The 22,683-nt window shown below is 71.5% G+C and carries 22 protein-coding genes and 1 pseudogene; 14 read left to right on the top strand and 9 right to left on the bottom strand.

Features of this window, described 5'->3' with window-relative positions; genetic code table 11:
* Window positions 1–9 precede the first annotated feature (9 nt).
* On the bottom strand, window positions 10–963 hold the full coding sequence (locus tag BJ998_RS28780; protein ID WP_184866487.1) for an asparaginase: 954 nt from the start codon (window positions 961–963) through the stop codon (window positions 10–12).
* 89 nt (window positions 964–1,052) lie between these two features.
* On the opposite strand from BJ998_RS28780, the gene BJ998_RS28775 reads away from it, so the two are divergent.
* Window positions 1,053–1,694, top strand: a complete 642-nt coding sequence (locus BJ998_RS28775) for a GntR family transcriptional regulator (protein ID WP_184866486.1) — start codon at window positions 1,053–1,055, stop codon at window positions 1,692–1,694.
* 158 nt (window positions 1,695–1,852) lie between these two features.
* On the opposite strand, the gene BJ998_RS48685 is transcribed toward BJ998_RS28775, so the two are convergent.
* The 4 genes from BJ998_RS48685 to hemE form a co-directional block, all read right to left on the bottom strand.
* The gene (locus BJ998_RS48685) at window positions 1,853–3,541 is read right to left on the bottom strand and encodes a patatin-like phospholipase domain-containing protein (protein ID WP_184866485.1); all 1,689 of its coding nucleotides are present in this window, start codon (window positions 3,539–3,541) and stop codon (window positions 1,853–1,855) included.
* Window positions 3,542–3,654: 113 nt separating this feature from the next.
* Window positions 3,655–4,350, bottom strand: coding sequence for a hydrogen peroxide-dependent heme synthase (hemQ, locus tag BJ998_RS28765; protein WP_184866484.1), 696 nt, complete (start codon window positions 4,348–4,350; stop codon window positions 3,655–3,657).
* Window positions 4,338–5,780 (bottom strand): protoporphyrinogen oxidase, encoded by a 1,443-nt coding sequence (gene hemG, locus BJ998_RS28760; RefSeq protein ID WP_184866483.1) that lies wholly within the window; start codon window positions 5,778–5,780, stop codon window positions 4,338–4,340. The genes hemQ and hemG overlap by 13 nt, the downstream gene beginning before the upstream one ends.
* Window positions 5,777–6,850, bottom strand: coding sequence for a uroporphyrinogen decarboxylase (gene hemE, locus BJ998_RS28755; protein ID WP_184866482.1), 1,074 nt, complete (start codon window positions 6,848–6,850; stop codon window positions 5,777–5,779). The genes hemG and hemE overlap by 4 nt, the downstream gene beginning before the upstream one ends.
* Window positions 6,851–6,975: 125 nt before the next feature.
* Here hemE and BJ998_RS28750 point away from each other — a divergent pair, with 125 nt between their 5' ends.
* The gene (locus tag BJ998_RS28750) at window positions 6,976–7,533 is read left to right on the top strand and encodes a DUF3000 domain-containing protein (protein WP_221338153.1); all 558 of its coding nucleotides are present in this window, start codon (window positions 6,976–6,978) and stop codon (window positions 7,531–7,533) included.
* 126 nt (window positions 7,534–7,659) lie between these two features.
* Here BJ998_RS28750 and BJ998_RS28745 read toward each other — a convergent pair whose 3' ends face one another.
* Window positions 7,660–8,844, bottom strand: a complete 1,185-nt coding sequence (locus BJ998_RS28745; RefSeq protein WP_184866480.1) for a dipeptidase — start codon at window positions 8,842–8,844, stop codon at window positions 7,660–7,662.
* Between the two features lie 255 nt (window positions 8,845–9,099).
* Between BJ998_RS28745 and BJ998_RS28740 the strand changes: the two are divergent.
* The 4 genes and pseudogenes from BJ998_RS28740 (at window position 9,100) to BJ998_RS28725 (ending at window position 14,586) form a co-directional block, all read left to right on the top strand.
* A pseudogene (locus BJ998_RS28740) lies at window positions 9,100–9,817 on the top strand (response regulator).
* A gap of 85 nt (window positions 9,818–9,902) precedes the next feature.
* Entirely contained in the window at window positions 9,903–11,147 is a 1,245-nt protein-coding gene (locus BJ998_RS28735; protein WP_184866479.1) for an HRDC domain-containing protein, read from the top strand.
* A 143-nt stretch (window positions 11,148–11,290) separates the two neighbouring features.
* Window positions 11,291–12,484 (top strand): thiolase family protein, encoded by a 1,194-nt coding sequence (locus tag BJ998_RS28730; RefSeq protein ID WP_312890576.1) that lies wholly within the window; start codon window positions 11,291–11,293, stop codon window positions 12,482–12,484.
* The gene (locus tag BJ998_RS28725; protein WP_184866478.1) at window positions 12,481–14,586 is read left to right on the top strand and encodes a 3-hydroxyacyl-CoA dehydrogenase NAD-binding domain-containing protein; all 2,106 of its coding nucleotides are present in this window, start codon (window positions 12,481–12,483) and stop codon (window positions 14,584–14,586) included. Before BJ998_RS28730 ends, BJ998_RS28725 begins: the two co-directional genes overlap by 4 nt.
* An 84-nt stretch (window positions 14,587–14,670) precedes the next feature.
* Here the strand turns inward: BJ998_RS28725 and BJ998_RS28720 are convergent, their stop codons facing one another.
* Window positions 14,671–14,946 carry a type II toxin-antitoxin system RelE family toxin gene (locus tag BJ998_RS28720; RefSeq protein WP_221338152.1) on the bottom strand — a complete coding sequence of 92 codons (276 nt, stop codon included), beginning with the start codon at window positions 14,944–14,946 and terminating at the stop codon, window positions 14,671–14,673.
* 124 nt (window positions 14,947–15,070) lie between these two features.
* Here BJ998_RS28720 and BJ998_RS28715 point away from each other — a divergent pair, with 124 nt between their 5' ends.
* From BJ998_RS28715 to BJ998_RS28705, 3 genes are read left to right on the top strand one after another with little or no spacing between them, the layout of a single operon-like run.
* The gene (locus tag BJ998_RS28715) at window positions 15,071–15,814 is read left to right on the top strand and encodes a DUF72 domain-containing protein (protein ID WP_184866477.1); all 744 of its coding nucleotides are present in this window, start codon (window positions 15,071–15,073) and stop codon (window positions 15,812–15,814) included.
* 11 nt (window positions 15,815–15,825) lie between these two features.
* A complete protein-coding gene (locus BJ998_RS28710; protein ID WP_184869006.1) occupies window positions 15,826–16,626 on the top strand; it encodes a DUF72 domain-containing protein in 801 nt (266 codons plus the stop codon).
* On the top strand, window positions 16,619–17,578 hold the full coding sequence (locus BJ998_RS28705; protein WP_184866476.1) for a serine hydrolase domain-containing protein: 960 nt from the start codon (window positions 16,619–16,621) through the stop codon (window positions 17,576–17,578). Before BJ998_RS28710 ends, BJ998_RS28705 begins: the two co-directional genes overlap by 8 nt.
* On the opposite strand, the gene BJ998_RS28700 is transcribed toward BJ998_RS28705, so the two are convergent.
* Complete coding sequence (locus tag BJ998_RS28700) at window positions 17,568–18,260, bottom strand: hypothetical protein (RefSeq protein WP_184866475.1); 693 nt, start codon at window positions 18,258–18,260, stop codon at window positions 17,568–17,570. The genes BJ998_RS28705 and BJ998_RS28700 overlap by 11 nt on opposite strands.
* A 168-nt stretch (window positions 18,261–18,428) precedes the next feature.
* On the opposite strand from BJ998_RS28700, the gene BJ998_RS28695 reads away from it, so the two are divergent.
* The 5 genes from BJ998_RS28695 to BJ998_RS28675 all read left to right on the top strand — a co-directional run bounded on the left by BJ998_RS28695 (window position 18,429) and on the right by BJ998_RS28675 (window position 21,747).
* On the top strand, window positions 18,429–18,791 hold the full coding sequence (locus BJ998_RS28695; RefSeq protein ID WP_184866474.1) for a peptidase inhibitor family I36 protein: 363 nt from the start codon (window positions 18,429–18,431) through the stop codon (window positions 18,789–18,791).
* Window positions 18,792–18,810: 19 nt separating this feature from the next.
* Window positions 18,811–19,752, top strand: coding sequence for an NAD(P)/FAD-dependent oxidoreductase (locus BJ998_RS28690; protein ID WP_312890380.1), 942 nt, complete (start codon window positions 18,811–18,813; stop codon window positions 19,750–19,752).
* A gap of 42 nt (window positions 19,753–19,794) precedes the next feature.
* Window positions 19,795–20,898, top strand: a complete 1,104-nt coding sequence (locus BJ998_RS28685) for a helix-turn-helix domain-containing protein (RefSeq protein ID WP_184866472.1) — start codon at window positions 19,795–19,797, stop codon at window positions 20,896–20,898.
* Between the two features lie 82 nt (window positions 20,899–20,980).
* Window positions 20,981–21,373 carry a type III secretion system chaperone family protein gene (locus tag BJ998_RS28680; RefSeq protein ID WP_184866471.1) on the top strand — a complete coding sequence of 131 codons (393 nt, stop codon included), beginning with the start codon at window positions 20,981–20,983 and terminating at the stop codon, window positions 21,371–21,373.
* A gap of 2 nt (window positions 21,374–21,375) precedes the next feature.
* A complete protein-coding gene (locus BJ998_RS28675) occupies window positions 21,376–21,747 on the top strand; it encodes a hypothetical protein (RefSeq protein WP_184866470.1) in 372 nt (123 codons plus the stop codon).
* Here BJ998_RS28675 and BJ998_RS28670 read toward each other — a convergent pair.
* Window positions 21,744–22,577, bottom strand: coding sequence for an aldo/keto reductase (locus BJ998_RS28670; protein ID WP_184866469.1), 834 nt, complete (start codon window positions 22,575–22,577; stop codon window positions 21,744–21,746). The two genes, BJ998_RS28675 and BJ998_RS28670, sit on opposite strands and share 4 nt — an antisense overlap.
* Window positions 22,578–22,683 lie beyond the last annotated feature (106 nt).

Raw genomic sequence — 22,683 nt, 5'->3', positions numbered from 1 at the left:
TGGATTTGCTCAGGCCGCGACCATTACGAAGGCAGGACGTAGCTCACCCACGCGCTGCCCGTGCCCGAGCACCGGCACGTCCGCGATGCCGGCGACCGCGTCCACGTCCACACCGAGCTGACGCAGCGCCGCCACCAGGACCACCGGCCGGGCCCGGTTGGACCCGTCGGCGATCTTGATGGCGACCGCGGAGCCGTCGGGCAGGCCGATGGCGTAGACGCCCTCGGCGCCGTCCTTGGCGACCGCGCCCGGCAGGCCGCGCATCAGGTCGGTGACGTCGCGACCGGTGCCGCCGACCCACTCGGGGTGTCGGCTCATCGCGTCGGCGACGCGACGTTCGGGGGTGCCGGCCGGGGCGGCGGCGAGCCGGCCGAAGGCGCGGGCCAGGCCGGTCAGCGTGATCGCGAACAGCGGGGCGCCGCAGCCGTCGACGCCGATCGCGCCGACGCGCTCGCCGGCCAGGTCCTCCAGGGCGGCGCGGGCAGCCAGCTGGAGCGGGTGGTCGGCGTCCAGGTAGTTGTCGGTCGGCCAGCCGTTGGCGACGCAGGTGGCCAGCATCGCCGCGTGCTTGCCGGAGCAGTTCATGTAGATCGGGGCGCGGCTGCCGCCGGCGGCCAGGTGGGCGGCCCTGGCCTCGTCGCCGAGGGGCAGGTCGGCGGTGCACTGCAGCGCGTCCTCGGTGAGGCCGGCGCCGGCGAGGATGCGGCGCACGCCGTCGATGTGGAACGGCTCGCCGGAGTGGCTGGCGCAGGCCAGGGCCAGCAGCTCGCCGTCCAGGCCGAGGCCGCTGCGCACCATCGCCAGCGCCTGGAACGGCTTGTTGGACGAGCGCGGGTAGGTCAGGTCGTCGGGCTGGCCCACGCCGAACACCGTGCGCCCGTCGCCGTCGACGGCGACGACCGAGCCGTGGTGCACGGATTCGAGGAAGTCGCCCCGCCACACCTCGGCGACGAGCTCGTGCATTCCGGCCTCCTCCGTCCGACGGGTGATTCTGCCAACTGTCGACAGTTAACAACTTGCTCGCGGACGTTGTAAAGGCGGATGTTCGTCACATGAGCGTCGACCTGGTGCACACCGGCTTGGCCGGCCAGACCGTGGCGGTGCTGCGGGAGCTGGTGCTGACCGGCGAGATCGCCGCCGGCGAGCGGGTCAACGAGGTCGGCCTGGCCCAGCGGCTCGGCATCAGCCGGGGTCCCCTCCGGGAGGCCATCCGCCACCTGGCCAGCGAGGGCCTGCTCGTGCTGACCCCCAACCGCGGCGCGCACGTCCCCGTCGCCGACAACGACGGCGTGCATGCCCTGTTCGAGCTGCGCTCCGCCCTGGAGTGCGCCGCCGCCCGGCTCGCCGCCGCCCGCCGTACCGACGAGGACCTGGCCAGGATGCGGGAGGTCAGCGCCGCCTCTCGGGCCGCCTTCACGACCGGCGAGTTCCCCTACCGCCTCGATCTCGCCTTCCACGGCGCGCTACTCGACGCCGCCCGCAGTCCCCTCGTCGCCGAACAGGTCCGTCTCGCGCAGCAACGGGTGATCCTGCTGCGGGCGACCAAGGAGGTCGCCTTCTCCCACGAACGGGCCTCCATGGACGACCACGACGTGCTCATCGAGGCCATCACCGCCCACGACGGCGACCGGGCGGCGGCGGTCATGGCCACGCATCTCGACCGGGTCCGCGACCAGCTGCTCACCACCAGGTAGCCGGACCGGTCCGCCCTTCGTTCCCCCAGCGGCCAATGCGGAAGGCGGCCGCCGCGCGCATGTCGACGGCGCCCCCACTGTCCACATCGGACCGTTAGCGCACCGGCCCGGCAGCACGGGATCCGAGCCGGTGACGGTCACACCGGTCAGGTCGACCATCAGACGTCGGGGGTGATCCGCATGGCCACGGACGGCTTCGGGTCGGCGCCGTCGACGAAGGTCTCGCCGCAGCGGAGCCAGCTCTCGGCGCCGTCGAGGAGGTGGGCGGTGGCCTCGGCCGCCTCGGCGGACCACACCTCGCCATGGCCCGTGCCGGTCGCGCCGGAGGCGAGCCACTCGTGGTACTCGCGGGTGTAGGCCTCCCGCATGCTGATGCGGCCGTCTTCCGGGGCGACGAGATTGCGCTGCAGCATGCGCATCGCGATCAGGTAGCGCTCCACCCAGTGCTTGTGGAAGTCGAACCCGAGCAGCGCCTGCCCGGCGGCCGCGCCCTTGGCGTCGATGCGCTTGATCGTCTCCGGCGGCATGGTCAGGTTGAAGCCGCCCTCGCCGTCGGTGAGCCGGATCGCCTGCACCCGCTCGCGGAACCCGGGCAGCCGGGCCTGCATGGTGTCGTGCCAGTTCAGGCCGGCGTCGAGAATCGCGCCGAGATAGCCGAGCAGCCCGGGCGACTCCTCGACCCGGTCGGGGTCGACCGGCGGCTGGTCCCCTTGGGACGACGGCACTTTCGGCCCGAAGTACAGGCCGAACGTCGGCCGGGTCGGCAGCCACGCGTCGAAGAACTGGATCGGGAAGTTGCTGGAGATGCCGCCGTCGGCGAACCAGTGCCGGGCCACGGTCTGCCCGTCGACCGTCCACAGTGGAACGGCGGACAGCAGTACCGGGAACGTCAGGCTCATCCGGGTGGCCACCAGCACGGGCAGGTCGTCGGTGGGCAGCGCCCGCAGCTCCCCGGCGCCGGGATAGACGACGGCGCTGATCCGGCCCAGGTGGTCGAGCACCTCGGCCGGGAACAGCCGCCGCCACTCGTCCAGGCTGAACAGGTAGCTGACGTCCGAGTACGCCTCGTTGGGCAGCCGCACCGGCCGGCCGCCGGTGACGTCGGTCGTCATCAGCTGCAGATTGATGCCCTTGGCCTTGAGGTCGGTGAAGGTCAACGGATCCGAGACGTCCTTGCCGGCGACGATCTGGATCTGCTTGTGCAGCCAGTCGGCCAGCGCGTCCGGGTCCTGGGGACGCTGCTTCGCGCCGATGCACATGCCGTAGTAGTTCTTCGGCAGGTCCCGCACCAGGCGCACCACCGACCACAGCAGTGCCAGCGTGAGGCCGAGTCCACCGGTGATCAGCATGCCGACGGCGAACACGATCCAGCCGGCCACGCCGAGGCCGCCGAGCGTGCCGCCGGCGCTGGCCACCAGCAGCCAGCCGAGCCCGAACGCGACCGCGGCCGACAGCAGCAGCGGCAGGAACAGCCAGCGCAGCAGTCCCCACAGGTAGCTGACGGTCCGCGCGCCGGTGGTGCGTTTCGCCTGCGCCGCAAGCAGGATCCGGAACAGCGGCCGGGCCTGCTTGCTCGGCCGGAACTGCTTGACGATCAGTCCGGGCTGCTGCAGCTGCTGGCGCAACGCCTCGAGACGCTCGAAACCGCCGCTGTCACGGGCATACTCGGCGGCGGCGGTCACCGCGGCCGCCATCGCGCCCGCCGAGGCGCCGCCGATGGACCGGAACCGGAACTGCTTGTACAGCTCGAGAACCGCCGCCGGATAGGCGACGCCGCTGGTGATTCCGCCCTGCATCACCAGGTCGCACTCGGTGGGGCGAGCAGGGATCCCCCCGGGGTTGGTCATGACCGACACCTCGCTAAGCCGTCCGCACCAAGGCTAGTGATCTTGCGCGTCGGACAGAAGAGGGGTCGCCCGCTGGGCTGGATACCGCAGCGCGGCATCCAGCCCCTCAACCGTTACGGCAGATTCGCGACCAGCTCGGCGGCCGGCACCCGGGTGCCGGTGTAGAACGGGATCTCCACGCGCACGTGCCGGCGGGCCTCGGTCTCGCGCAGGTGGCGCATCAGATCGACGATCCGGTGCAGCTCATCGGCCTCGAAGGCGAGGATCCACTCGTAGTCGCCGAGGGCGAACGAGGCGACCGTGTTGGCCCGGACGTCCGGGTAGTCCCGGGCCTCCTTGCCGTGGTCGGCGAGCATCTTGCGGCGATCGTCGTCGGGCAGCAGGTACCACTCGTAGGACCGCACGAAGGGGTACACGCACAGGTAGTTCTTCGGCTCCTCGCCGGCCAGGAAGGCCGGGATGTGGCTCTTGTTGAACTCGGCCGGCCGGTGCAGCGCGACCTGGCTCCACACGGGCGTCGAGGCGCGGCCGACGGCGGTGGTGCGGCGGAAGTTGGCGTACGCCGCCTGCACCTGCTCGATCTCCTCGGAATGCCACCAGATCATGTAGTCGGCGTCGGCGCGCAGGCCGGAGACGTCGTACACACCGCGCACGACGACTCCCTTGCCGGCCAGGGAGTCCAGGTACTCCTGGGCCTCGGCCGCCGCCGGCCCGCGGTCCTCGCCGAGCCGTCCGGGTTCGGCGCGGAACACCGACCACATGGTGTAGCGGATGGTGTCGTTCAACTCGTTGTAGTTCAAGCGGGCCATGAGCCCATCGTCCCACCGGCGCCCCGGTGCCGGCCCAGGAGGTGTGCAGCGACACGGGCGGCGGCCGCCTGCGAGGTGGCGATGCACGCCGGCACGCCGACGCCGTGCAGGCTGGCGCCGGCGACGGCCAGCCCCGGCAACTCGGCGACGGCGGTCTCGATGGCGGCCACCCGGCTGAGGTGTCCGACGCCGTACTGCGGCAGGCCGCCACCCCACCGGGTGACGGTGGCGTCGATCGGCGCGACGGTGATGCCGGTGAGTTCGGCCAGGTCGGCGCGGACCCCGCGGATCAGGTCCTCGTCGTCGACCTGCAGCGCGGCGACCTCGCCGGCCTTGCCGACCGAGCCCCGGATGACCAGCGTGTCCTCGCCGTCCAGGTGCGCCCACTTGCGGCTGGAGTACGTGAACGCCTTCGCCGTGAAGCGGGTGCCGTCGGCCCAGCGGTCGTCGCCGGCGATCAGCACCCCGGAGTTCTGTGGCAGCGCCACGTCGGCCGGCAGCACGAGCGAGATGACGGCCATCGACGCCAGCTCGATGCCGCCGAACGCGGCCGCCGCCACCGGCGCGACGTCGGCCAGCAGCTTCGCGGCGGCCGGGGCGGGCACGGCGAGCACGACGCCGTCGACGTCCAGGGCGTGGTCGCCGAACTCGACGGTCCAGCCGGCCTCGCGCCGCCGCAGCCGGCGGACCGGGCGGCCGAACTCGATGGTGGCGTCGGCGACCTTGGCCAGCCGATCGGTCAGCGAGCCGAGGCCGTCGCGCAGGGTGCCGAACACCGGCGGCCGCTTAGCGCCCTGCTGCGGCGGCGCGGGCACCAGCGCGGCCGCGGCGGCGACGAGCGAGCCGGCGCCGCGGTCCAGGGCGCCGGCCAGCGGCGCCATCGTCGCGCGCAGGCTCAGGCCGTCGGCGTGGCCGGCGTAGACGCCGCCGAGCAGCGGGTCGACCAGGCGGTTGGTCACCTCGGGCCCGAACCGCTCGCGCAGCAGCTTGCCGACGGAGACGTCCTCGCCGTCCAACCGGATCGGCGGCAGCGACGGCTCGTGGGCCACCCGGGCCGCCGCCTCGTCGGACAGCACGCCGCGCACCGCGTCGGCCGACGCCGGCACGCCCTGAAAGGTGTGCCCGGGCAGCGGGCTGATCCGCCCGCCGGCCCGGACCGTCGCCCGCGCCGAGGTCGGGTGCACCAGCTCGTCGGCCAGGCCGATCTCGGTGATCAGCTCGGTCGCCTCGCCGCGCCGGGCCAGGAACGCCTCCGCGCCGACGTCGTAGGAGCGGCCGCCCAGCTCCACCGTGCGGAGCTTGCCGCCGACGCGGTCCGTCTGCTCGATGACGGTGATGGTGGCCAGCGGTCCGAGCAGCTTGCGCAGCCGGTACGCGGCGGCGAGGCCGGACACGCCGCCTCCGACGACGGCGACATGGGGCTCGGTCATGACAGCGAATGCACCAGCTCTGTCACCCGGGTGACGACCTCGGGGTCGGTCTCCGGCAGCACGCCGTGGCCGAGGTTGAAGATGTGCCCGCCGGCCGCCTTGCCCTCGGCGTGGATCCGGCGCACCTCCTTCTCCAGCACGGCCCAGTCGGCGAACAGCAGCGCCGGGTCGAGGTTGCCCTGCACGACCGGCGCCGGTCCGTCCGGGCGGGCCGCGGTCAGCCGTCGCACCGCCTCGTCCAGCGGGATCCGCCAGTCCACGCCGACCACGTCGGCCCCGGCGTCACGCATGGCGACCAGCAGCTCGCCGGTGCCGACCCCGAAGTGGATCCGCGGCACGCCGGCGTCGTTCAGGCTCTCGAACACCCGGGTGGAGTGCGGCAGCACGTATTCGCGGTAGTCACGCTCGGACAGCGCCCCCGCCCACGAGTCGAACAGCTGCACGGCGTCGACGCCGGCGGCGACCTGCACCCGCAGGAACTCCTCGGTGATGCCGGCCAGCTTGGCCAGCAGCGCGTGCCACACGTCGGGCGCGCTGTGCATCAACGCCTTCGTGCGCTCGTGGTTCTTGCTCGGGCCGCCCTCGACCAGGTACGACGCCAGCGTGAAGGGCGCGCCGGCGAAGCCGATCAGCGGCGTACGCCCCAGCGACGAGGTCAGCAGCCGGATCGTCTCGGCGACCGCGGCGACCTGCTCCTCGTGCAGGTCGGGCAGCGCGTCGACGTCGGCCTTCGTGCGGACCGGGTCGGCCACCACCGGGCCGGTGCCGGCCACGATGTCCACGCCGACACCGGCGGCGTAGAGCGGCACCACGATGTCGCTGTACAGGATCGCCGCGTCCACGCCGTGCCGGCGCACCGGCTGGATGGTGATCTCGCACGCCAGGTCGGGTGTGAGGCACGACTCCAGCATCGCGACGCCCTCGCGCACCTTGCGGTACTCGGGCAATGACCGGCCGGCCTGCCGCATGAACCAGACGGGGGTCCGGGACGGCTCGCCGCCCCGGGCCGCGACCAGCAGGGGAGCGTCTGAGAGGTCGCGGCGCGCCGAGACCGGAGCAGTGTTCGTCATGGCCGTTCAATGGTGCCACGCGGCCGGATTCGTTTGTCACGGAGTCGTCTCGGGGATGCGGAATCCGTCGTGTCGTGCGGGACTTCGGCGCGGTGATGGCCGTAAGGTCACCGGACGTGACCGGGATGTCGGAGGAGCCAGCGCTGTTCCGGCAGGCAGTGGAAGCGCTCAGGTCGGTGCGTCCTCGACCGGAGGTCGAACTGGCCGAGGTCCGTGCGCCACAGCGGTTGGCGCCGTGGTCGTTCGCCTTCAGCGCGGAAGCCAACGGGCCTGCCGACGAGGTGGCGACGGGGCGATTGGTGCTGCTGCACGACCCGGACGGCGAGGACGCCTGGGGCGGCGTGCTGCGGGTGGTGACCTTCGTCCGCGCCGAGCTCGACGCCGAGCTGGCGGTGGATCCCCTGCTCCCGGCGGTCGCGTGGTCCTGGCTGACGGACGCGTTGGAGGGCTCGTCGGCGAAGTGGACGGCGCTGGGCGGCACCGTCACGCAGAACTCCTCGGCCCGGTTCGGCGACATCTCCGGCCCGGCCCGCACCGACGACCTGGAGCTGCGGGCGTCGTGGACCGCGTTGGACGCCGAGCTGACCGCGCACGGCGACGCCTTCTGCGAGCTGCTGTCCAGCACCGTGGGCCTACCCCCGGTCGGCGTCACCCTGTTCAGTCAGCGCCAGAGCAGCCTGTAACCGCCTCGGCGTTCGGAAGGGGGCATTCCTGGCGTTCAACGCCAGGAATGCCCCCTTCCGAACGTGCACGTGCAGCGGCGCCCGGCCGCCAGGAGCTCGCGGCGCACGACTTCTGCCCTTATGTGATCACTCGATCGGGTGAAGTTTGCGGGCGACCTGCTCGGCGTCCCGCAGCACCCGCAGCGTGTTCGCGCCGGCCAGCTTCGCGCAGTCGTCCTCGCTCCAGCCGCGGTCGAGCAGCTCCGTGAACAGCCGCGGATAGCAGGAGACGTCCTCGAGGCCGACAGGCAGCTGGGCGACGCCGTCGTAGTCGCCGCCGAGCCCGATGTGGTCGATGCCGGCGACCTCGCGGGCGTGCTCCAGGTGCCTGACCACGTCGTTCACGGTGACCTCGGGCTTCGGGCCGCCGCCCGTCCACGTCGTCGAGAACGCGTGCCGCTGCTCCAGGTCGCGGTGGTCGGCGCCGGCCGCCGTCATGGCCTCCCGCAGTCGCCCGTCCCACTCCGCGTAGGCCTGCGACACGAAGGTCGGGACGAATGTGATCATGCACACACCACCCTTGGCGGCCATCTCGACCAGCACGTCGTCGGGGACGTTGCGGGGATGGTCGGCGACCGCGCGACAGGAGGAGTGGCTGAAGATGACCGGCGCCTCGCTGACCGCCAGCGCGTCGCGCATCGTCGCCGGTGCGACGTGCGACAAGTCCACGAGCATGCCCAGGCGATTCATCTCGCGCACCACGTGCCGGCCGAAATCGGTGAGCCCGTTGTGCACGGGTTCGTCCGTCGCCGAGTCCGCCCATTCGGTGTTGTTGTTGTGCGTGAGCGTCATGTACCGGACGCCGAGCCGGTACAGCGAGCGCAACGCGCCGAGCGAGCCGGCGATGCTGTGGCCGCCCTCGGCGCCGAGCAGGGAGGCGATCCGGCCGTTCGCGAACGCGGCTTCCGCGTCGTCAACCGTGAGGGCCAGCTGAAGATGCTCCGGATAGCGGTTGACCAGCTCGTACACGACTTCGATCTGCTCCAGCGTGGCCGTGACCGCGCTGTGACCTTCCAGCCGGCACGGCACGTACACGGACCAGAACTGCAAGGTCAGCGCGCCTTCGCGGAGCCGGACCAGGTCCGTGTGCAGATCTGTCCGCACTTTCGTCAGATCGGCCGACGCCCAGTCCGCCGGCCGGCCCGCGCCACCGGCCAGTTCGCGCAGCGCCCACGGCAGGTCGTTGTGGCCATCCGCCAGTTGGACCCGCCGCAGTAGGGCGTTTGCACGTGCAGAAGCACGTCCATCTGCGTGTTCCGAGCCGTCCGTCACGACCGCAACTCCTTCATGTCGTTATGAAGCCTTCTCGCGTTAGCCACCTCGCCAGGAGTCCCTCGATCGTGCGACAAACCTGGCCTCCGGTGACAACTCGATCGGGACAGATACCCATTTGATCGTCCCGCTGACCCGCTTGGGCGGCTACGCTGCTGCCGTCGACACCACTTTCGGTCGATCAGTGGCGCGGCTGATTGGACGAAAGTCCCGGTGCCGGTCGGGGGGCACGACCGACTCCAGGGAGGTAGTGACGTGGCTGCCGTCGGCTTAGGTCAGGCCGTTCGTACCACGCCAGCCGGCTCGTTGCCGGCAAACATGGTCCCGCACCCGCGGGAAGAGCTGTTTTCAGTGCTGGTGGTTGACGACCACCCACTGTTGAGGGAGGCGATAGCGGCTCGGCTTACCCAGATGGGTGCCGGCACAGTGCATGAGGCCGCATCGGTGGCCGAGGCGAGGGCGCGTGCCCTGGCCACGGGGCCGTGCGACCTGGCGATCCTTGATCTCGGGCTGCCCGACGGAAGCGGCATCGATCTGGTCACGGAACTCCGTGCCCAGGGCTGGCCGCGCATCGTGGTGCTCGCGTCCTCCGACGACCCCTATGCGGTTCGCTCGGCCTTCCAGGCAGGCGCCCAGGCGTACCTGCTGAAGTCCGCGTCGCCGATGGTGGTCACCGACGGAGTTCGCCGAGTTCTCGACGGTGGCGTCTACGCGGACCCGAGCGTGGCCCCGGTCCTCGCTGCGGGAACCCGGGTGCCCGGAACCGACAACACGCCGCGGGAGCTGTCCGCGCGTGAGGTCGAGGTGCTCCAGCTGGTCGCCGATGGCCAGTCCAACAAGGAGATCGGCGAAGCTCTGAACCTGTCCGCGCTCACGGTGAAGTCTCACCTGTCGCGGATCGGCCGGAAGCTGGGCACCGGGGATTCGCGCTCAGATGGTGGCGTTGGCCATGCGGGCCGGCGTGATCCGCTGAGAAGACGGATGGATGGACGACGCGAAGACCGAGCAGAACGTGATCCACGCCCGCGCGGGGCGTCGAGGACGTAGGGTCTTCCGCCGTGGATGCACCCTGCTCTGAACCGAAGGACCCGACCGGAGACACCCCGGTGCTGCTGACCGAACCCGCTGAGGGGGTTCCGCCAGTGGTGTCCGATCCGGCAACGCTGCGGCGCGCGGCCGCAACGCTGGCGGGCGGGACGGGTCCGGTGGCGGTGGACACCGAAAGGGCATCGGGCTACCGCTACTCGCAGCGCGCCTACCTGGTGCAGCTGCGACGAGAGCAGGCAGGCACCGTGCTGGTCGATCCGGTCGCCTTGGGCGGCCGGATCGACCCGCTGGTGGACGCCATCGCCAACACCGAATGGGTGTTGCACGCGGCGTCCCAGGACCTGCCGTGTCTGGCCGAACTCGGCCTGCGACCGGCGGTCCTGTTCGACACCGAACTGGCCGGCCGGCTGGCCGGCTTCGACCGGGTCGCGCTCGGCTCGATGGTGGAACGCCTGCTCGGCTACCACCTGGAGAAGGGCCACGGCGCCGCCGACTGGTCACGCCGCCCGCTGCCGCAGGACTGGTTGACCTACGCGGCTCTCGACGTGGAGCTGCTGGTCCCGCTGCGCAACGTGCTGGAGGACGAGCTCCGCGAGCAGGGCAAGCTCGACTGGGCGCTGCAGGAGTTCGAGGCGGTGCGCACCGCGCCGCCGCCCAAGCCGCGGGCCGAGCCGTGGCGGCGCACGTCCGGCATCCACCGGCTGCGCAATCCCCGCCAGCTGGCCGCCGTGCGGGCGCTGTGGGAGGCCCGGGACGGGCTGGCCCGCCAGCGCGACATCGCGCCCGGCCGGGTGCTGCCGGACAGCGCGATCATCGACGCCGCCGTGACCGATCCGGCGACCGAGGCCGACCTGCTGGCGCTGCCGGTGTTCCGCGGCCGGTCGCAGCGCCGGACCGTGAAGGTGTGGGCGGACGCCCTGGCCAAGGCCCGGTCGCTGCCGCGCAAGGAGCTGCCGGAGGTCTCCCCCGCGCACGACGGCCCGCCGCCGCCCAACCGCTGGGCCGACCGCGACCCGGACGCCGCCGCCCGGCTGGCCGCCGCCCGGGCCGCGCTGACGTCCATCGCCGAGAGCCTGAAGCTGCCGGTGGAGAACCTGCTGCTCCCGGACCTGGTCCGGCGCACCTGCTGGGAGCCGCCGGCCGACCTCGACCCGTCCTCGGTGGCCGAGGTGCTGCGGGCCGGCAACGCCCGGCCGTGGCAGGTCGAGCTCACCGCGGAGCCGCTGAGCAAGTCGCTGAAGGCTGCGGCAGCATGAGTTCAGCCACCCTGCTGGTTACCGGCGAGTAACTCGGACTAGAGTTCGGGTTACCGGCCGGTAGTGGACCCGGTCGACCCGAACTCGAAGCTGAGGAGGAGCACGCCGTGGCCGCACCAGTAGCGCCGATGACGGAACGGGCCGTGCGCAACGTGGTCTTCGTCGACGGCGTGCGCACGCCGTTCGGCAAGGCCGGCCCGAAGGGCATCTACGCCGAGACCAGGGCCGACGATCTCGTCGTCAAGGTCATCCGCGAGCTGCTGCGCCGCCACCCCGAGCTGCCGCCCGAGCGGGTGGACGAGGTCGCCATCGCGGCCACCACCCAGATCGGCGACCAGGGCCTGACCATCGGGCGCACCGCCGCCCTGCTGGCCGGCCTGCCCAAGTCGGTGCCCGGCTACGCGATCGACCGCATGTGCGCCGGCGCCATGACCGCCGTGACCACCGCGGCCAGCGGCATCGCCTTCGGCGCCTACGACGTCGTCATCGCCGGCGGCGTCGAGCACATGGGCCGGCACCCGATGGGCGAGGGCGTCGACCCGAACCCGCGCTTCCTCGCCGACCGCCTCGTGGACACCTCCGCGCTGGTCATGGGCCAGACCGCGGAGAACCTGCACGACCGGTTCCCGGGCATCACCAAGGAGCGGGCGGACTCCTTCGCCGCCGCCTCCCAGGCCAAGTACGACGCCGCGGTGAAGGCCGGCAAGATCGGCCCCGAGTTCGTCTCGGTCGCCACCCGCTCGGCCGAGCACGGCTGGGGCCTGGCCACCGCCGACGAGCCGCCGCGCCCCGGCACCACCGTCGAGGGCCTGGCCACGCTGAAGACGCCGTTCCGCCCGCACGGCCGGGTGACCGCCGGCAACGCCGCCGGTCTCAACGACGGCGCGACCGGCTGCCTGCTCGCCGACGAGGCCACCGCCACCGAGCTGGGGCTGCCGATCGGCATGCGGCTGGTGGGCTACGCCTTCGCCGGCGTCGAGCCCGAGGTGATGGGCGTCGGCCCGGTGCCGGCCACCGAGAAGGCGCTGCAGCGGACCGGCCTGAGCATCTCCGACATCGGCCTGTTCGAGATCAACGAGGCGTTCGCCGTGCAGGTGCTGGCGTTCCTCGACCACTTCGGCATCGCCGACGACGACCCGCGGGTCAACCAGTGGGGCGGCGCGATCGCCACCGGGCACCCGCTGGCGTCCTCCGGCGTGCGGCTGATGACGCAGCTGGCGCACCAGTTCGCCGAGCGGCCCGACGTCCGCTACGGCATCACCACCATGTGCATCGGCATCGGCATGGGCGGCACCGTGATCTGGGAGAACCCGCACTGGAACGGGGGCGACAAGTGATTACCGCTGAGCAGGCCGCGCAGGCCTTCCCGGACGAGGTCGTCACCAAGGCGGTCACTCGTTTGATCCCGGTGCCCGGGCTTGCGAAGCCGGTCGCCCTGATCACCATCGACAACGGCTTCGACCACACCCGGCCGTCGACCTTCGGGCCGCAGAGCCTGGTGTCGCTCAACGCCGCGCTGGACGAGGCCCTGGCCGCCGAGCCGGCCGCGATCGCCGTCACCGGCAAGCCGTTCGTGTTCGCCGTCGGGGCCGACCTGTCCGGGGTGGAGCAACTGTCGTCGCCGGAGCTGGCGCGGCAGATCGCGCAGACCGGGCACGACGTGTTCCGCCGCTTCACCGAGTCGTCCATCCCGACCTTCGCCTTCGTCAACGGCGCGGTCATGGGCGGCGGCCTGGAGCTGGCGCTGTCGTGCCACTACCGGACCCTGGTGTCCAACGCGGCCGCGATCGCGTTCCCCGAGGTGTTCCTGGGCCTGTTCCCGGGCTGGGGCGGTACGCAGCTGCTGCCGAACCTCATCGGCGCGGACGCCGCCGTCACCGTGATCATCGAGAACGCGTTGAACCAGAACAAGATGCTCAAGCCGGCGCAGGCCGCCGAGCTCGGCATCGTCGACGTGGTCTTCGACTCCGCCGACTACCTGGAGCAGTCGCTGTCGTGGCTGGCCAAGGTCGTCAACGGCGAGGTTTCCGTCGCCCGCAAGGACGTCGACCGGGGCGAGGCCTGGGACGCCGCGCTGGCCCGCGGCCGGGCGTTCGTCGAGGCCAAGACCCACGGCGCGTCGCCGGGTGCGACGAAGGCCCTTGAGCTGCTGGAGCTGGCGCGGGGCAACGACCTCGACGCCGGCTACGCCGCCGAGACCGACGGGCTCGCCGAGCTGCTCATGACCGACGAGCTGCGGGCCGGACTCTACTCGTTCAACCTCGTGCAGAAGCGGGCCCGCAAGCCCGCGGGCGCGCCCGACAAGTCCCTGGCCCGGCCGGTCACCAAGGTCGGCATCGTCGGCGCCGGCCTGATGGCCAGCCAGCTCGCGCTGCTGTTCGTGCGCCAGCTGAAGGTGCCGGTCGTGCTGACCGACGTCGACCAGGCGCGGGTGGACAAGGGCGTCGGCTACGTGCACGGCGAGATCGACAAGCTGCTGGGCAAGAAGCGGCTGTCCCCCGACGCCGCCAACCGCCTCAAGGCGCTCGTCAGCGGTTCGCTGGACAAGGCCGCCTTCGCCGACGCCGACTTCGTCATCGAGGCCGTGTTCGAGGAGCTGTCGGTCAAGCAGCAGGTGTTCGCCGAGGTCGAGGAGCACGTGTCGGCCGAGTGCGTGCTGGCCACCAACACCTCGTCGCTGTCCATCACCGACATGGCGTCGAAGCTCTCGCACCCCGAGCGGGTCGTCGGCTTCCACTTCTTCAACCCCGTCGCCGTGCTGCCGCTGCTGGAGATCGTGCGGGGCGAGCAGACCGACGACGCCACCCTGGCGACCGCGTTCGCCGTCGGCAAGCAGCTCAAGAAGTCCAGCGTGCTCGTCAAGGACGCCCCCGCGTTCGTGGTGAACCGGCTGCTCACCCGCTTCCTCGGTGAGGTCATCCGGGCCGTCGACGAGGGCACCCCCTTCGAGGTCGCCGACAAGGCGTTGGATCCGCTGGGTCTGCCCATGAGCCCGCTGATCCTGCTGCAGCTCGTCGGCCCCGCCGTCGCCCTGCACGTCGCCGAGACCATGCACCACGCCTTCCCGGACCGGTTCGGCGTCAGCGAGAACATGAAGCGCTTCGTCGCCGCCGGCAAGACCGCCGTGTACACGTGGGACGCCTCCGGCAAGCCCCAGGTCGACCCCGAGGTTGCCGCCCTGTGGCAGCCCGGTTCGTCGCCGCTGACCGCCGAGCAGCTCCGCGCCCGCGCCGAGGAGGCCCTGGCCCAGGAGATCCGCCTCATGCTCGACGAGGGCGTCGTCGCCGAGGCCCAGGACATCGACCTGTGCCTCATCCTCGGCGCCGGCTGGCCCTTCTGGCTGGGTGGCATCACGCCGTACCTGGACCGGGCCGGCGTGTCCGAGCGGGTCACCGGCAAACGTTTCCTCGCCCAGGGTGTGGCTTCGGTTCCGGCCTGACATCCGTCGCCCGGCCCGGATCCTCGAACCCCGGATCCGGGCCGGGCGCTACGAAAGCCGGTCGTCCGCGCGGGCGACCGGCTTTCAGTACGCCCGATATGCGTCGCGACGGTGGCTGATCCGCGTGATGTAGACCTGATGCTTGTCCTCATGGACGCGGTAGAGCACGCGGTAGTCACCGCGGCGAGCTGACCACTGATCGTCCATCGGCGGATCGAGTTGCTTGCCAACGCGGTGCGGGTTGCTCGCCAGTGGCCCGGTGACCAGCTCGTACACCGCCATCGCGACCTGCACCGGGACTTGCTCGGCCATCGGGTGCCGTGCCTGCGGCGACCAGGCGATGTCGTACGGCTCGCTCAAGCGACGCTGTCCGTTCCATCCGTGCGGGCACGCAGGATCGCCGCCCGCCGTCGTCCGCCTTCCCACCGGCCCCCTTCCCACTGCTCGCCGTGCGCGCCGCCCGCTCCCGTCCCACCATGGAGTGATGATCAGGATCGGCACCTCGGGCTGGAAGTATCCGGAGTGGCGGGGCGACTTCTATCCGAAGGGCCTGGCGCAGCGGCGGGAGCTGGAGTTCCTGGCCGAGCACGTGAACTCGATCGAGATCAACGGGACCTTCTACTCACTGCGGAAGCCGGAGCATTTCCGGTCCTGGGCGGGGCAGGCGCCGAAGGACTTCGTGTTCGCGGTGAAGGGCTCACGAGAGGTGACGCACGTCCGGCGGCTGCGCGGGGTCGAGGATGCGCTGAAGCGGTTCTTCGAGTCGGGGGTGCTGGAGCTCGGGGAGCGGCTGGGGCCGGTGCTGTGGCAGCTCCCGAACCGGACGGCGTTCCATCCGGGAGTGGTGGCAGATTTCCTGGCGTTGCTGGATTCGCGAGCGCGGCATGCGATCGAGGTACGGCACGAGAGCTTCCGGGACGAGGCGTTCTACGAGCTGGCACGGAAGCACAACGTCGCCGTCGTGTACTCGGAGGGCGCGGGGGAGTGGCCGGTGTTCGACGAGACGACGGCGGACTTCAGCTACATCCGGCTGCACGGGGCCGAGGAGCAGTACATCAGCGGCTACGGCGACAAGGAACTCGGCCACTGGGCGGCGCGGGTCGACGAACTGGCCGGCAACGGCGATGTGTTCGTCTACTTCGACAACACGATGCGCGGCCGCGCCCCACGCGACGCGATGACCCTGGCGGCCCTGGTGCGAGAACGAGACGACCGGCGCAGGATGTGACGGTGATCCGGATCGGGACGTCGGGCTGGGTGTACCCACCATGGCGCGGGACCTTCTACCCGAAGGGCGTCACGCAGAAGCGCGAACTGGCCTACCTGGCGGAGCGCCTGAACTCGGTGGAGATCAACGGCACCTTCTACGGGCGGCAGCGGCCGGCGAGCTTCCGGTCGTGGGCGGCGCAGACGCCGGACGACTTCGTGTTCGCGACGAAGGCGCCGAGGTTCATCACGCACATGAAACGCCTGCGCGACGCGGAGACGCCGGTGGCGAACTTCTTCGCCTCGGGGGTGCTGATGTTGCAGAACAAGATCGGCCCCATCCTGTGGCAGTTGCCGGCGACGTTCCGGTTCGACGCGGACGTGCTGGCGGAGTTCCTGGGCCTGCTGCCGCAGTCCACGGCCGCGGCGGCGAAGCTCAGCGCCCGCCACGACCACCGGATCGAGGACGACGAGGGCCTCCGGATCGACGCGGACCGGCCGCTTCGACACGCCCTGGAGCCGCGGCACGTCAGCTTCCAGGACGAGAAGTGCCTGCGGCTGCTCCGCGACCACAACGTGGCGCTGGTCGTCGCCGACACGGCGAAGAAGTGGCCGTACTTCGAGGAACTGACCGCCGACTTCGCCTACGCGCGGCTGCACGGCGACGTGGAGCTCTACACCAGCGGCTACACGGACGAGGCGTTGGACCGCTGGGCGGCGAAGGTGCGCGAGTGGCACCGCCGCGGCGACGTCCACGTCTACTTCGACAACGACGCCAAGGTCAGGGCGCCGGTCGACGCGATCGGGCTGTCGCGGAGGCTCGGCATTGGATGATCTGATCGCGGCCGCCGGCTACACCGCCGACGGCCCGGGAGTCGCCGTCGCGGTCCGCGACGCCGATGGTCGGGTCCACCGGGCGGCGTCCGGGCTGGCCCGGCCGGACGCCCCGTTCACCACGAACACGGTGTCCTACCTGGCGTCCGTGGCCAAGCAGATGGTCGGCGTCTGCGCGGCCATGCTCGTCGTCGACGGCCGGCTGGACGTCGAGTCGACCGTCCGGCGGTGGCTGCCGGAGCTGCCCGGCTGGGCCGACAGCGTGCGCATCAGGCACCTGATCCATCACACCGGCGGCCTGCCCGGCGATCCCGAACTCCAGGACCGCGTCGCTGAACCCCGCTGGGACAGTCCGGCCGTCTTACGGGCCCTGGCCGCCTGCCCTGAGCCCCAGTTCCCGGCGGGCCGCCGCTACGAGTACTGCAACGCCGGCTACATCAGCCTGGTCGCGGTCATCGAACGCCTCACCGGCACGCCGTTCGCCGACCTGGCTCGACGCGAGTTGTTCGAGCCGCTCGGCATGGCGCACACGGAGTTCCGCGCCGACGCCCCGCCCGCCGATGCCGCCGAGGGCCGTCCCACCGTCGAAGCCGAGTGTCCACTGCCACTGAGCGTCGGCGACGGCGGGGCGTGGTCCACCGCCGACGACATGCAGCGCTGGAACGACGCCCTGCTGCCGGGCGGAGCCCTGAACGATCGCGTGAAGGCCCTGTCCGCCAGGCCCGGCCGCCTCGACGACGGCCGGCCGATCGACTACGCCTGGGGCGTCTTGGTCAACCGGCGCGACGGCGTGCTGATGCACAGCCACGGCGGCAGCTGGTCCGGCGGTTGGACGGCCACGACCGTGCGGCTGCCGGAGCGCGGGATCACGATCGCCGCCCTGTCCAACGACGGCGACGTGTCGAGGATGGTCGACCTGACCGACCGGATCCTGGCGGCGGTCAGCCGTTGACGGCGACCCGGCACACCGGGCGGGTCGTCGGCCGGGCCTCGTAGCGGCCGACGCCGACCAGGCCGGCGTGGCCGTCGATCTCGGCGACGACCTCGTCGGTGATCTCCACCTCGATCATCCGGCTCGCCGGCCGCGTGACGGACGTGCCGCCGTACTGGGCGGTGACGACCATGCCCTCGATGGTCGGCTTGAGCACCAGCTCCTCGGCGGGCCGCGCCGGGGCGGTGCCGTCGGACCAGGTCACGGGGCCGAGCAGGCGGAGCTGCCGGACGACGACGTCCTGGCCGCCCTCCTCGCGGGTGACGAACACCGCGGGCTGCCGGGTCCGCACGAGGCGGCCGTGCTCGCCGGCGCCGTCACCGAGGACGACAGCCGGGACGTTCCAGTAGGCGGCGCAGCGCTCGGCCGCCGGGGCGAGCGAACGGTTGGTGGCCACGACCAGGTCGGCCGGCGGCACGGCGGCCAGCTCGCCGAGGCCGGGCACCGGCGTCAGGTCGATGACCCGGCCGCCGTGCTCGCGGACGACCTCGTTGATGGCGTCGCGGGTGGCCCTGCTGGTCTTGTCGAATCCGCGCAGCACGGCCACCGCGTCGAAGCCCGTCATGCGCCTGATCGCATCGACCAGCGCGCGCTGGTCACGACGGAGTTGCGGGGCCGGACGGGTCAGCAGAGTGGTTGCCACAGGACCTGTCTTACCCCTTCCTGATCTTCCTTGAACACGCACCGGCAGTGCGCTTGCTCACCACCGGGTGGACAGCCGGCACGGACGGGTGATGCGACCCCGATCGCCGGACGCGGACGGCAGCCGCCGCAAGGCTCCTAGCAGGGACAACTGGGGAAAGGAGTCGCGATGTCGGTGCGGAAACTGGGGTTCGCGGCGGTCATGGCGGCAGTGGTGGTGTTGGGCACAGCACCGCCCGTTTGGGCGACGTCCGACGGCACTTGTGACGCCGGCTCGTTCTGTGCCTGGAGCGGCGGGAACTACTCCGGCAAGGTCGCCAGACTCTCGCTGGAGACCACGCTCACCAACCGGTGCGTGACGCTGCCGGACAAGCTGGTCGCCAAGTCGTTCGCCAACGAGATGACCAAGGATGTGACCGCCTACGAGGGGGCGACCTGCTCGACCGAGGCGGAGTTCACCACGTATCCGAAGGGCGGCACCTACGTGCCGAATGCGCCTTTCGTGGTACGGGCGATCCAGGTGTGGGAGTGACGCCCCTACTGTGGTGATCGTGAGCGTTGTGGTCGTCGGCGCCGGCATCGCCGGCCTGGCCTGTGCCCGGGTCATGGTCGATGCCGGCATCGACGTTCGCGTGCTGGAGCGCACGCCCGGCGTCGGCGGTCGCCTCGCGACCCGCCGCTACGACGGCCGCCCCACCGACATCGGGGCCGCCTACTTCACGGTGAGCGACCCGTCGTTCGACGCCGTCGTGCGGCGCTGGCAGGACGCCGGGTTGGCTCGGGAGTGGACGGACACGCTCGTCGCTTTCGAGGACGGTCGCTCCGCGCCACAGCCGGGGCCGATGCGCTGGGCCGCGCCAGGCGGGCTGCGCAGCCTGGCCGAGCACCTCGCCGACGGGCTGACGGTCAAGCTGCAGCACGCGGTGACGGCCGTGGAGCCCGGTCCGATGGTCGACGGCGTTCCGGTGGACGCCGTCGCGCTGGCGATGCCCGGGCCGCAGGCGCTCGACGTGCTGGATCCGTGCCTGCGGGCGGCGCGGGCGGCGGCCGACGGGCAGAACTGGTCGCCCTCGTTCGCGGTGACGTTGCGCTACCCGGAGCGCGCCTGGCCGGACTTCCACGGCGCGTTCGTCAACGGGCACGACGTGCTCACCACGATTTGCGACGACGGCGACCGTCGTGGCGACGGCGCCCCGGTTCTTGTTGCCTACACAACGGCCTCCTACACGGCGACGCGGCTGGGTGCGCACGATCAGGTGATCGCCGAGGTGGCCGACGCCGTCGAGGAGGTGCTCGGGCTGCCGGCGCGGCCCGTCACCGGCTACGCCCACCAGTGGCCGCACGCCCGCCCGGAGACGCCGTCCGACGCGCCGTTCCACCTGGACGAGGACAACGTCGGCGTGTGCGGCGACGCCTGGGGGCCGTCGCGTGTGCAGACGGCGTGGCTGTCGGGGACGGCGTTGGGCCGGGCGCTGGCGAGCCGGCTGGGCTGAATCGAGATCACTCCACTCGGGGACGTCTGTTGCGTCGACCGGGTGAGCACCCGGAAGAATGATCTCATCATGTTCACGCCGGCCCGCCTCAAGCTCGCCCGACAGCGGCGTCAGCTGACCGCCGCGGCCCTCGCGCGAGAACTGGACGTGAGTCCGCGGTTCGTGTCGGACTTCGAGCACGGCCGCCGGGTGCCGACGGAGACCGATCTCGCGGAGCTGGCGCGCGTGCTGGGTTTTCCGGTCGAGTTCTTCACCGCCGCCGAGCCGGCCGAGCTCACCGAGGACGTCGTGTCGTTCCGGGCGCGGGCCAAGCTGCCGGCACGCCGCCGGGCCGGTGCGCTGGCGGCCGGTCGGCTGGCGATCGAGTTCAACGCCTTCCTGGAGCGTCGGTTCACGCTGCCCGATGTGGACGTTCCCGTTGTCGCGGCCGGTAGTCCGAGCGCCGCCGCCGACGCCGTGCGCGAGCAGTGGCAGCTGGGCAGCAAGCCCGCTCCGAATCTCGTGCATCTGTTGGAGGCACACGGGGTTCGGGTGTTCTCGCTCGGCGTCGACCACACCGACGTGGACGCCTTCTCGTTCTGGCACGAAGGCACCCCGTACGTCTTCCTCAACACCGCGAAGTCAGCCGAGCACGGCCGGTTCGACGCCGCGCACGAGCTCGGGCATCTCGTCCTGCACGGCGGCGGGCGGCCGGTGGCGGGCGTCGACGTCGAGGCGGAGGCCGATGCCTTCGCCAGCGCCATGCTGATGCCGGACGTCGACGTGCTGACCTACGTGCCCGAGGATCCGTCCAAGGACCAGGTGCTGCGGGCCTGCCCGCGCTGGCGGGTGTCGCCGCTGGCGCTGACGCGCCGGCTGCGCGAACTGCGCCAGGTCGGGGACGGCGTCTACCGGGCGTTGTGCGCGGATCTGGCGCGGGTCGACGCCGACAGCGACCAGGCCCGGGAGTCGTCGCAGCTGCTGGCCAAGGTGTTCCGGGCGCTGCGTGAGCAGGGCGTCACCCCGCACGAGCTGGCCGCCGACCTGATGTTGAGCACGCAGGAGCTGAACAACATCGTCTTCGGGCTCGTCGTCACCGCGCTGCCCGGCCGGTCCTACGCACTGCGCACGCCCGGCGGCCGCACGGCGCACCTTCGCCTGGTGTGACTACCCGCGAGGGTCTTTCCGCCGCCGGTGGCGACGCCCTATCGTCGAGTGATCTTGTTCAGCCGGCGGAAAAGGGTGAGTCATGGCGACGTGGGGCGACCTGGTGGCCTTCGTGCGCAGCGAGTACCAGGTCATCGACCAGACGCCGGACGAGGTGAGCATCTACGTCCAGTTCGACGACGAGCGCAGCCAGGTGATCTGGCTCAGCCACGAGGTGCTCGACGGCAAGGAGGACTGGGTGCAGATCGCCTCCCCGTGCGGGCTGGCCGCGAAGATCAACCTGCCCGCGCTGCTCAAGGAGGTCGGGCACACCACCGTCGTCGGCGGCGTCGCGATCATGGGTGAGCACGTCGTGCTGCGGCACGCGCTGCCGCTGGAGAACCTCGACATCAACGAGTTCGTCGACCCGCTCACGCTGCTCGCCGGCACCGTGGACACGCTGGAGGAGCAGTTCTCCGGCGGGGACTCCTTCTAGCCGTGGCCAGACGCCTGCTCCTCGTCGCCGCGGTCGCGTTCGCGGCCGCCGGCTGTTCCGGCGGCCCGGCGACGCCGCCCGCCCCGACGACAACGTCCACAGTGGACCCCGTCGCCGTGTGCACCAACCAGCTCGTGTACTGGACCAAGGACATTCTCGGCAACGCCAAGGACACCGGGCTGGACTACCAGGAGATGGGCCTGGACGGCGACCAGTACGAGGCGCTGCAGGCGTTGATCGAACAGGCCCGCCAGCACCAGTCCGGCGGCGCGGTGCCGCCGGACTGGTTGCAGGAGCAGGCCAAGGCCGCCTGCACGAGGCTCGCCGCGAAGTCCCCGACGCCGACGACGTCAGGCGGATACGGCTGGCCCTAGGCGCCGGCGTTGAACGTGTCGGGGTCCGGGCCGGTGCGGTGGCCGCGCTCCAGGCCGACGATCGCGTTGAGGTCGTCGCCGTCCAGCTCGAAGTCGAAGACGTCGATGTTCTCGCGGATCCGCTTGGGCGTCACCGACTTCGGGATGACCACGTTGCCCAGCTGCAGGTGCCAGCGCAGGACCACCTGGGCCGGCGACTTGCCGTGCTTGGCGGCGATCTTCGTGATCTCCGGGGCGTCGAGCACCTCGCCCTGGGCCAGCGGGCTCCAGGCCTCGGTGGCGATGCCGTGCTCGGTGTGGAAGGCGCGCAGCGTCGCCTGCTGGAGGGCGGGGTGCAGCTCGATCTGGTTGACCGCCGGCACCGTCAGGCCCTCGTCCAGCAGCCGGCGCAGGTGCGTCGGCTGGAAGTTCGACACGCCGATCGCGCGGATCCGGCCGTCCGCGTGCAGCTTCTCGAAGGCCTTCCACGTCTCGACGAACTTGTCCGCCTTCGGCACCGGCCAGTGGATCAGGTACAGGTCCAGCTGCTCCAGGCCCAGCTGCGCCATGCTCTCGTCGAAGGCGCGCAGCGTGCTGTCGTAGCCCTGCGCCGAGTTCCACAGCTTGGTCGTGACGAACAGCTCGTCACGCGGGAGACCCGACGCCTTGATGGCCTCGCCGACGCCCCGCTCGTTGCCGTAGGCCGCCGCGGTGTCGATGCTGCGGTACCCGGCCTCCAGCGCCGACGTGACAGCCTCCGTCGTCTCCGCGTCGGGCACCTGGAACACCCCGAACCCCAGCTGCGGGATCTCGACGCCGTTGTTCAGCTTGATGGTGGGAACCAAAGGCATAGGAGACGCTTCCCTCGCACTTTCTCGATTCACGGTCACTGTCCGCAACGCCACGGACGGCGGCGGCTCTTCCACCATGAGAGCCACCTCTCACCCTCGCAACTCG

Source organism: Kutzneria kofuensis, from assembly GCF_014203355.1.
Classification (GTDB): Bacteria; Actinomycetota; Actinomycetes; order Mycobacteriales; family Pseudonocardiaceae; genus Kutzneria; species Kutzneria kofuensis.
This window is presented reverse-complemented; position numbering and strand designations above follow the sequence as displayed.

Bases quoted from the DNA above. Each gene is read 5' to 3' on its own strand.
- BJ998_RS28780 (WP_184866487.1), bottom strand. From the start codon at position 963: ATGCACGAGCTCGTCGCCGAGGTGTGGCGGGGCGACTTCCTCGAATCC.
- BJ998_RS28775 (WP_184866486.1), top strand. From the start codon at position 1,053: ATGAGCGTCGACCTGGTGCACACCGGCTTGGCCGGCCAGACCGTGGCG.
- BJ998_RS48685 (WP_184866485.1), bottom strand. From the start codon at position 3,541: ATGACCAACCCCGGGGGGATCCCTGCTCGCCCCACCGAGTGCGACCTG.
- hemQ (WP_184866484.1), bottom strand. From the start codon at position 4,350: ATGGCCCGCTTGAACTACAACGAGTTGAACGACACCATCCGCTACACC.
- hemG (WP_184866483.1), bottom strand. From the start codon at position 5,780: ATGACCGAGCCCCATGTCGCCGTCGTCGGAGGCGGCGTGTCCGGCCTC.
- hemE (WP_184866482.1), bottom strand. From the start codon at position 6,850: ATGACGAACACTGCTCCGGTCTCGGCGCGCCGCGACCTCTCAGACGCT.
- BJ998_RS28750 (WP_221338153.1), top strand. From the start codon at position 6,976: ATGTCGGAGGAGCCAGCGCTGTTCCGGCAGGCAGTGGAAGCGCTCAGG.
- BJ998_RS28715 (WP_184866477.1), top strand. From the start codon at position 15,071: ATGATCAGGATCGGCACCTCGGGCTGGAAGTATCCGGAGTGGCGGGGC.
- BJ998_RS28695 (WP_184866474.1), top strand. From the start codon at position 18,429: ATGTCGGTGCGGAAACTGGGGTTCGCGGCGGTCATGGCGGCAGTGGTG.
- BJ998_RS28680 (WP_184866471.1), top strand. From the start codon at position 20,981: ATGGCGACGTGGGGCGACCTGGTGGCCTTCGTGCGCAGCGAGTACCAG.
- BJ998_RS28670 (WP_184866469.1), bottom strand. From the start codon at position 22,577: ATGCCTTTGGTTCCCACCATCAAGCTGAACAACGGCGTCGAGATCCCG.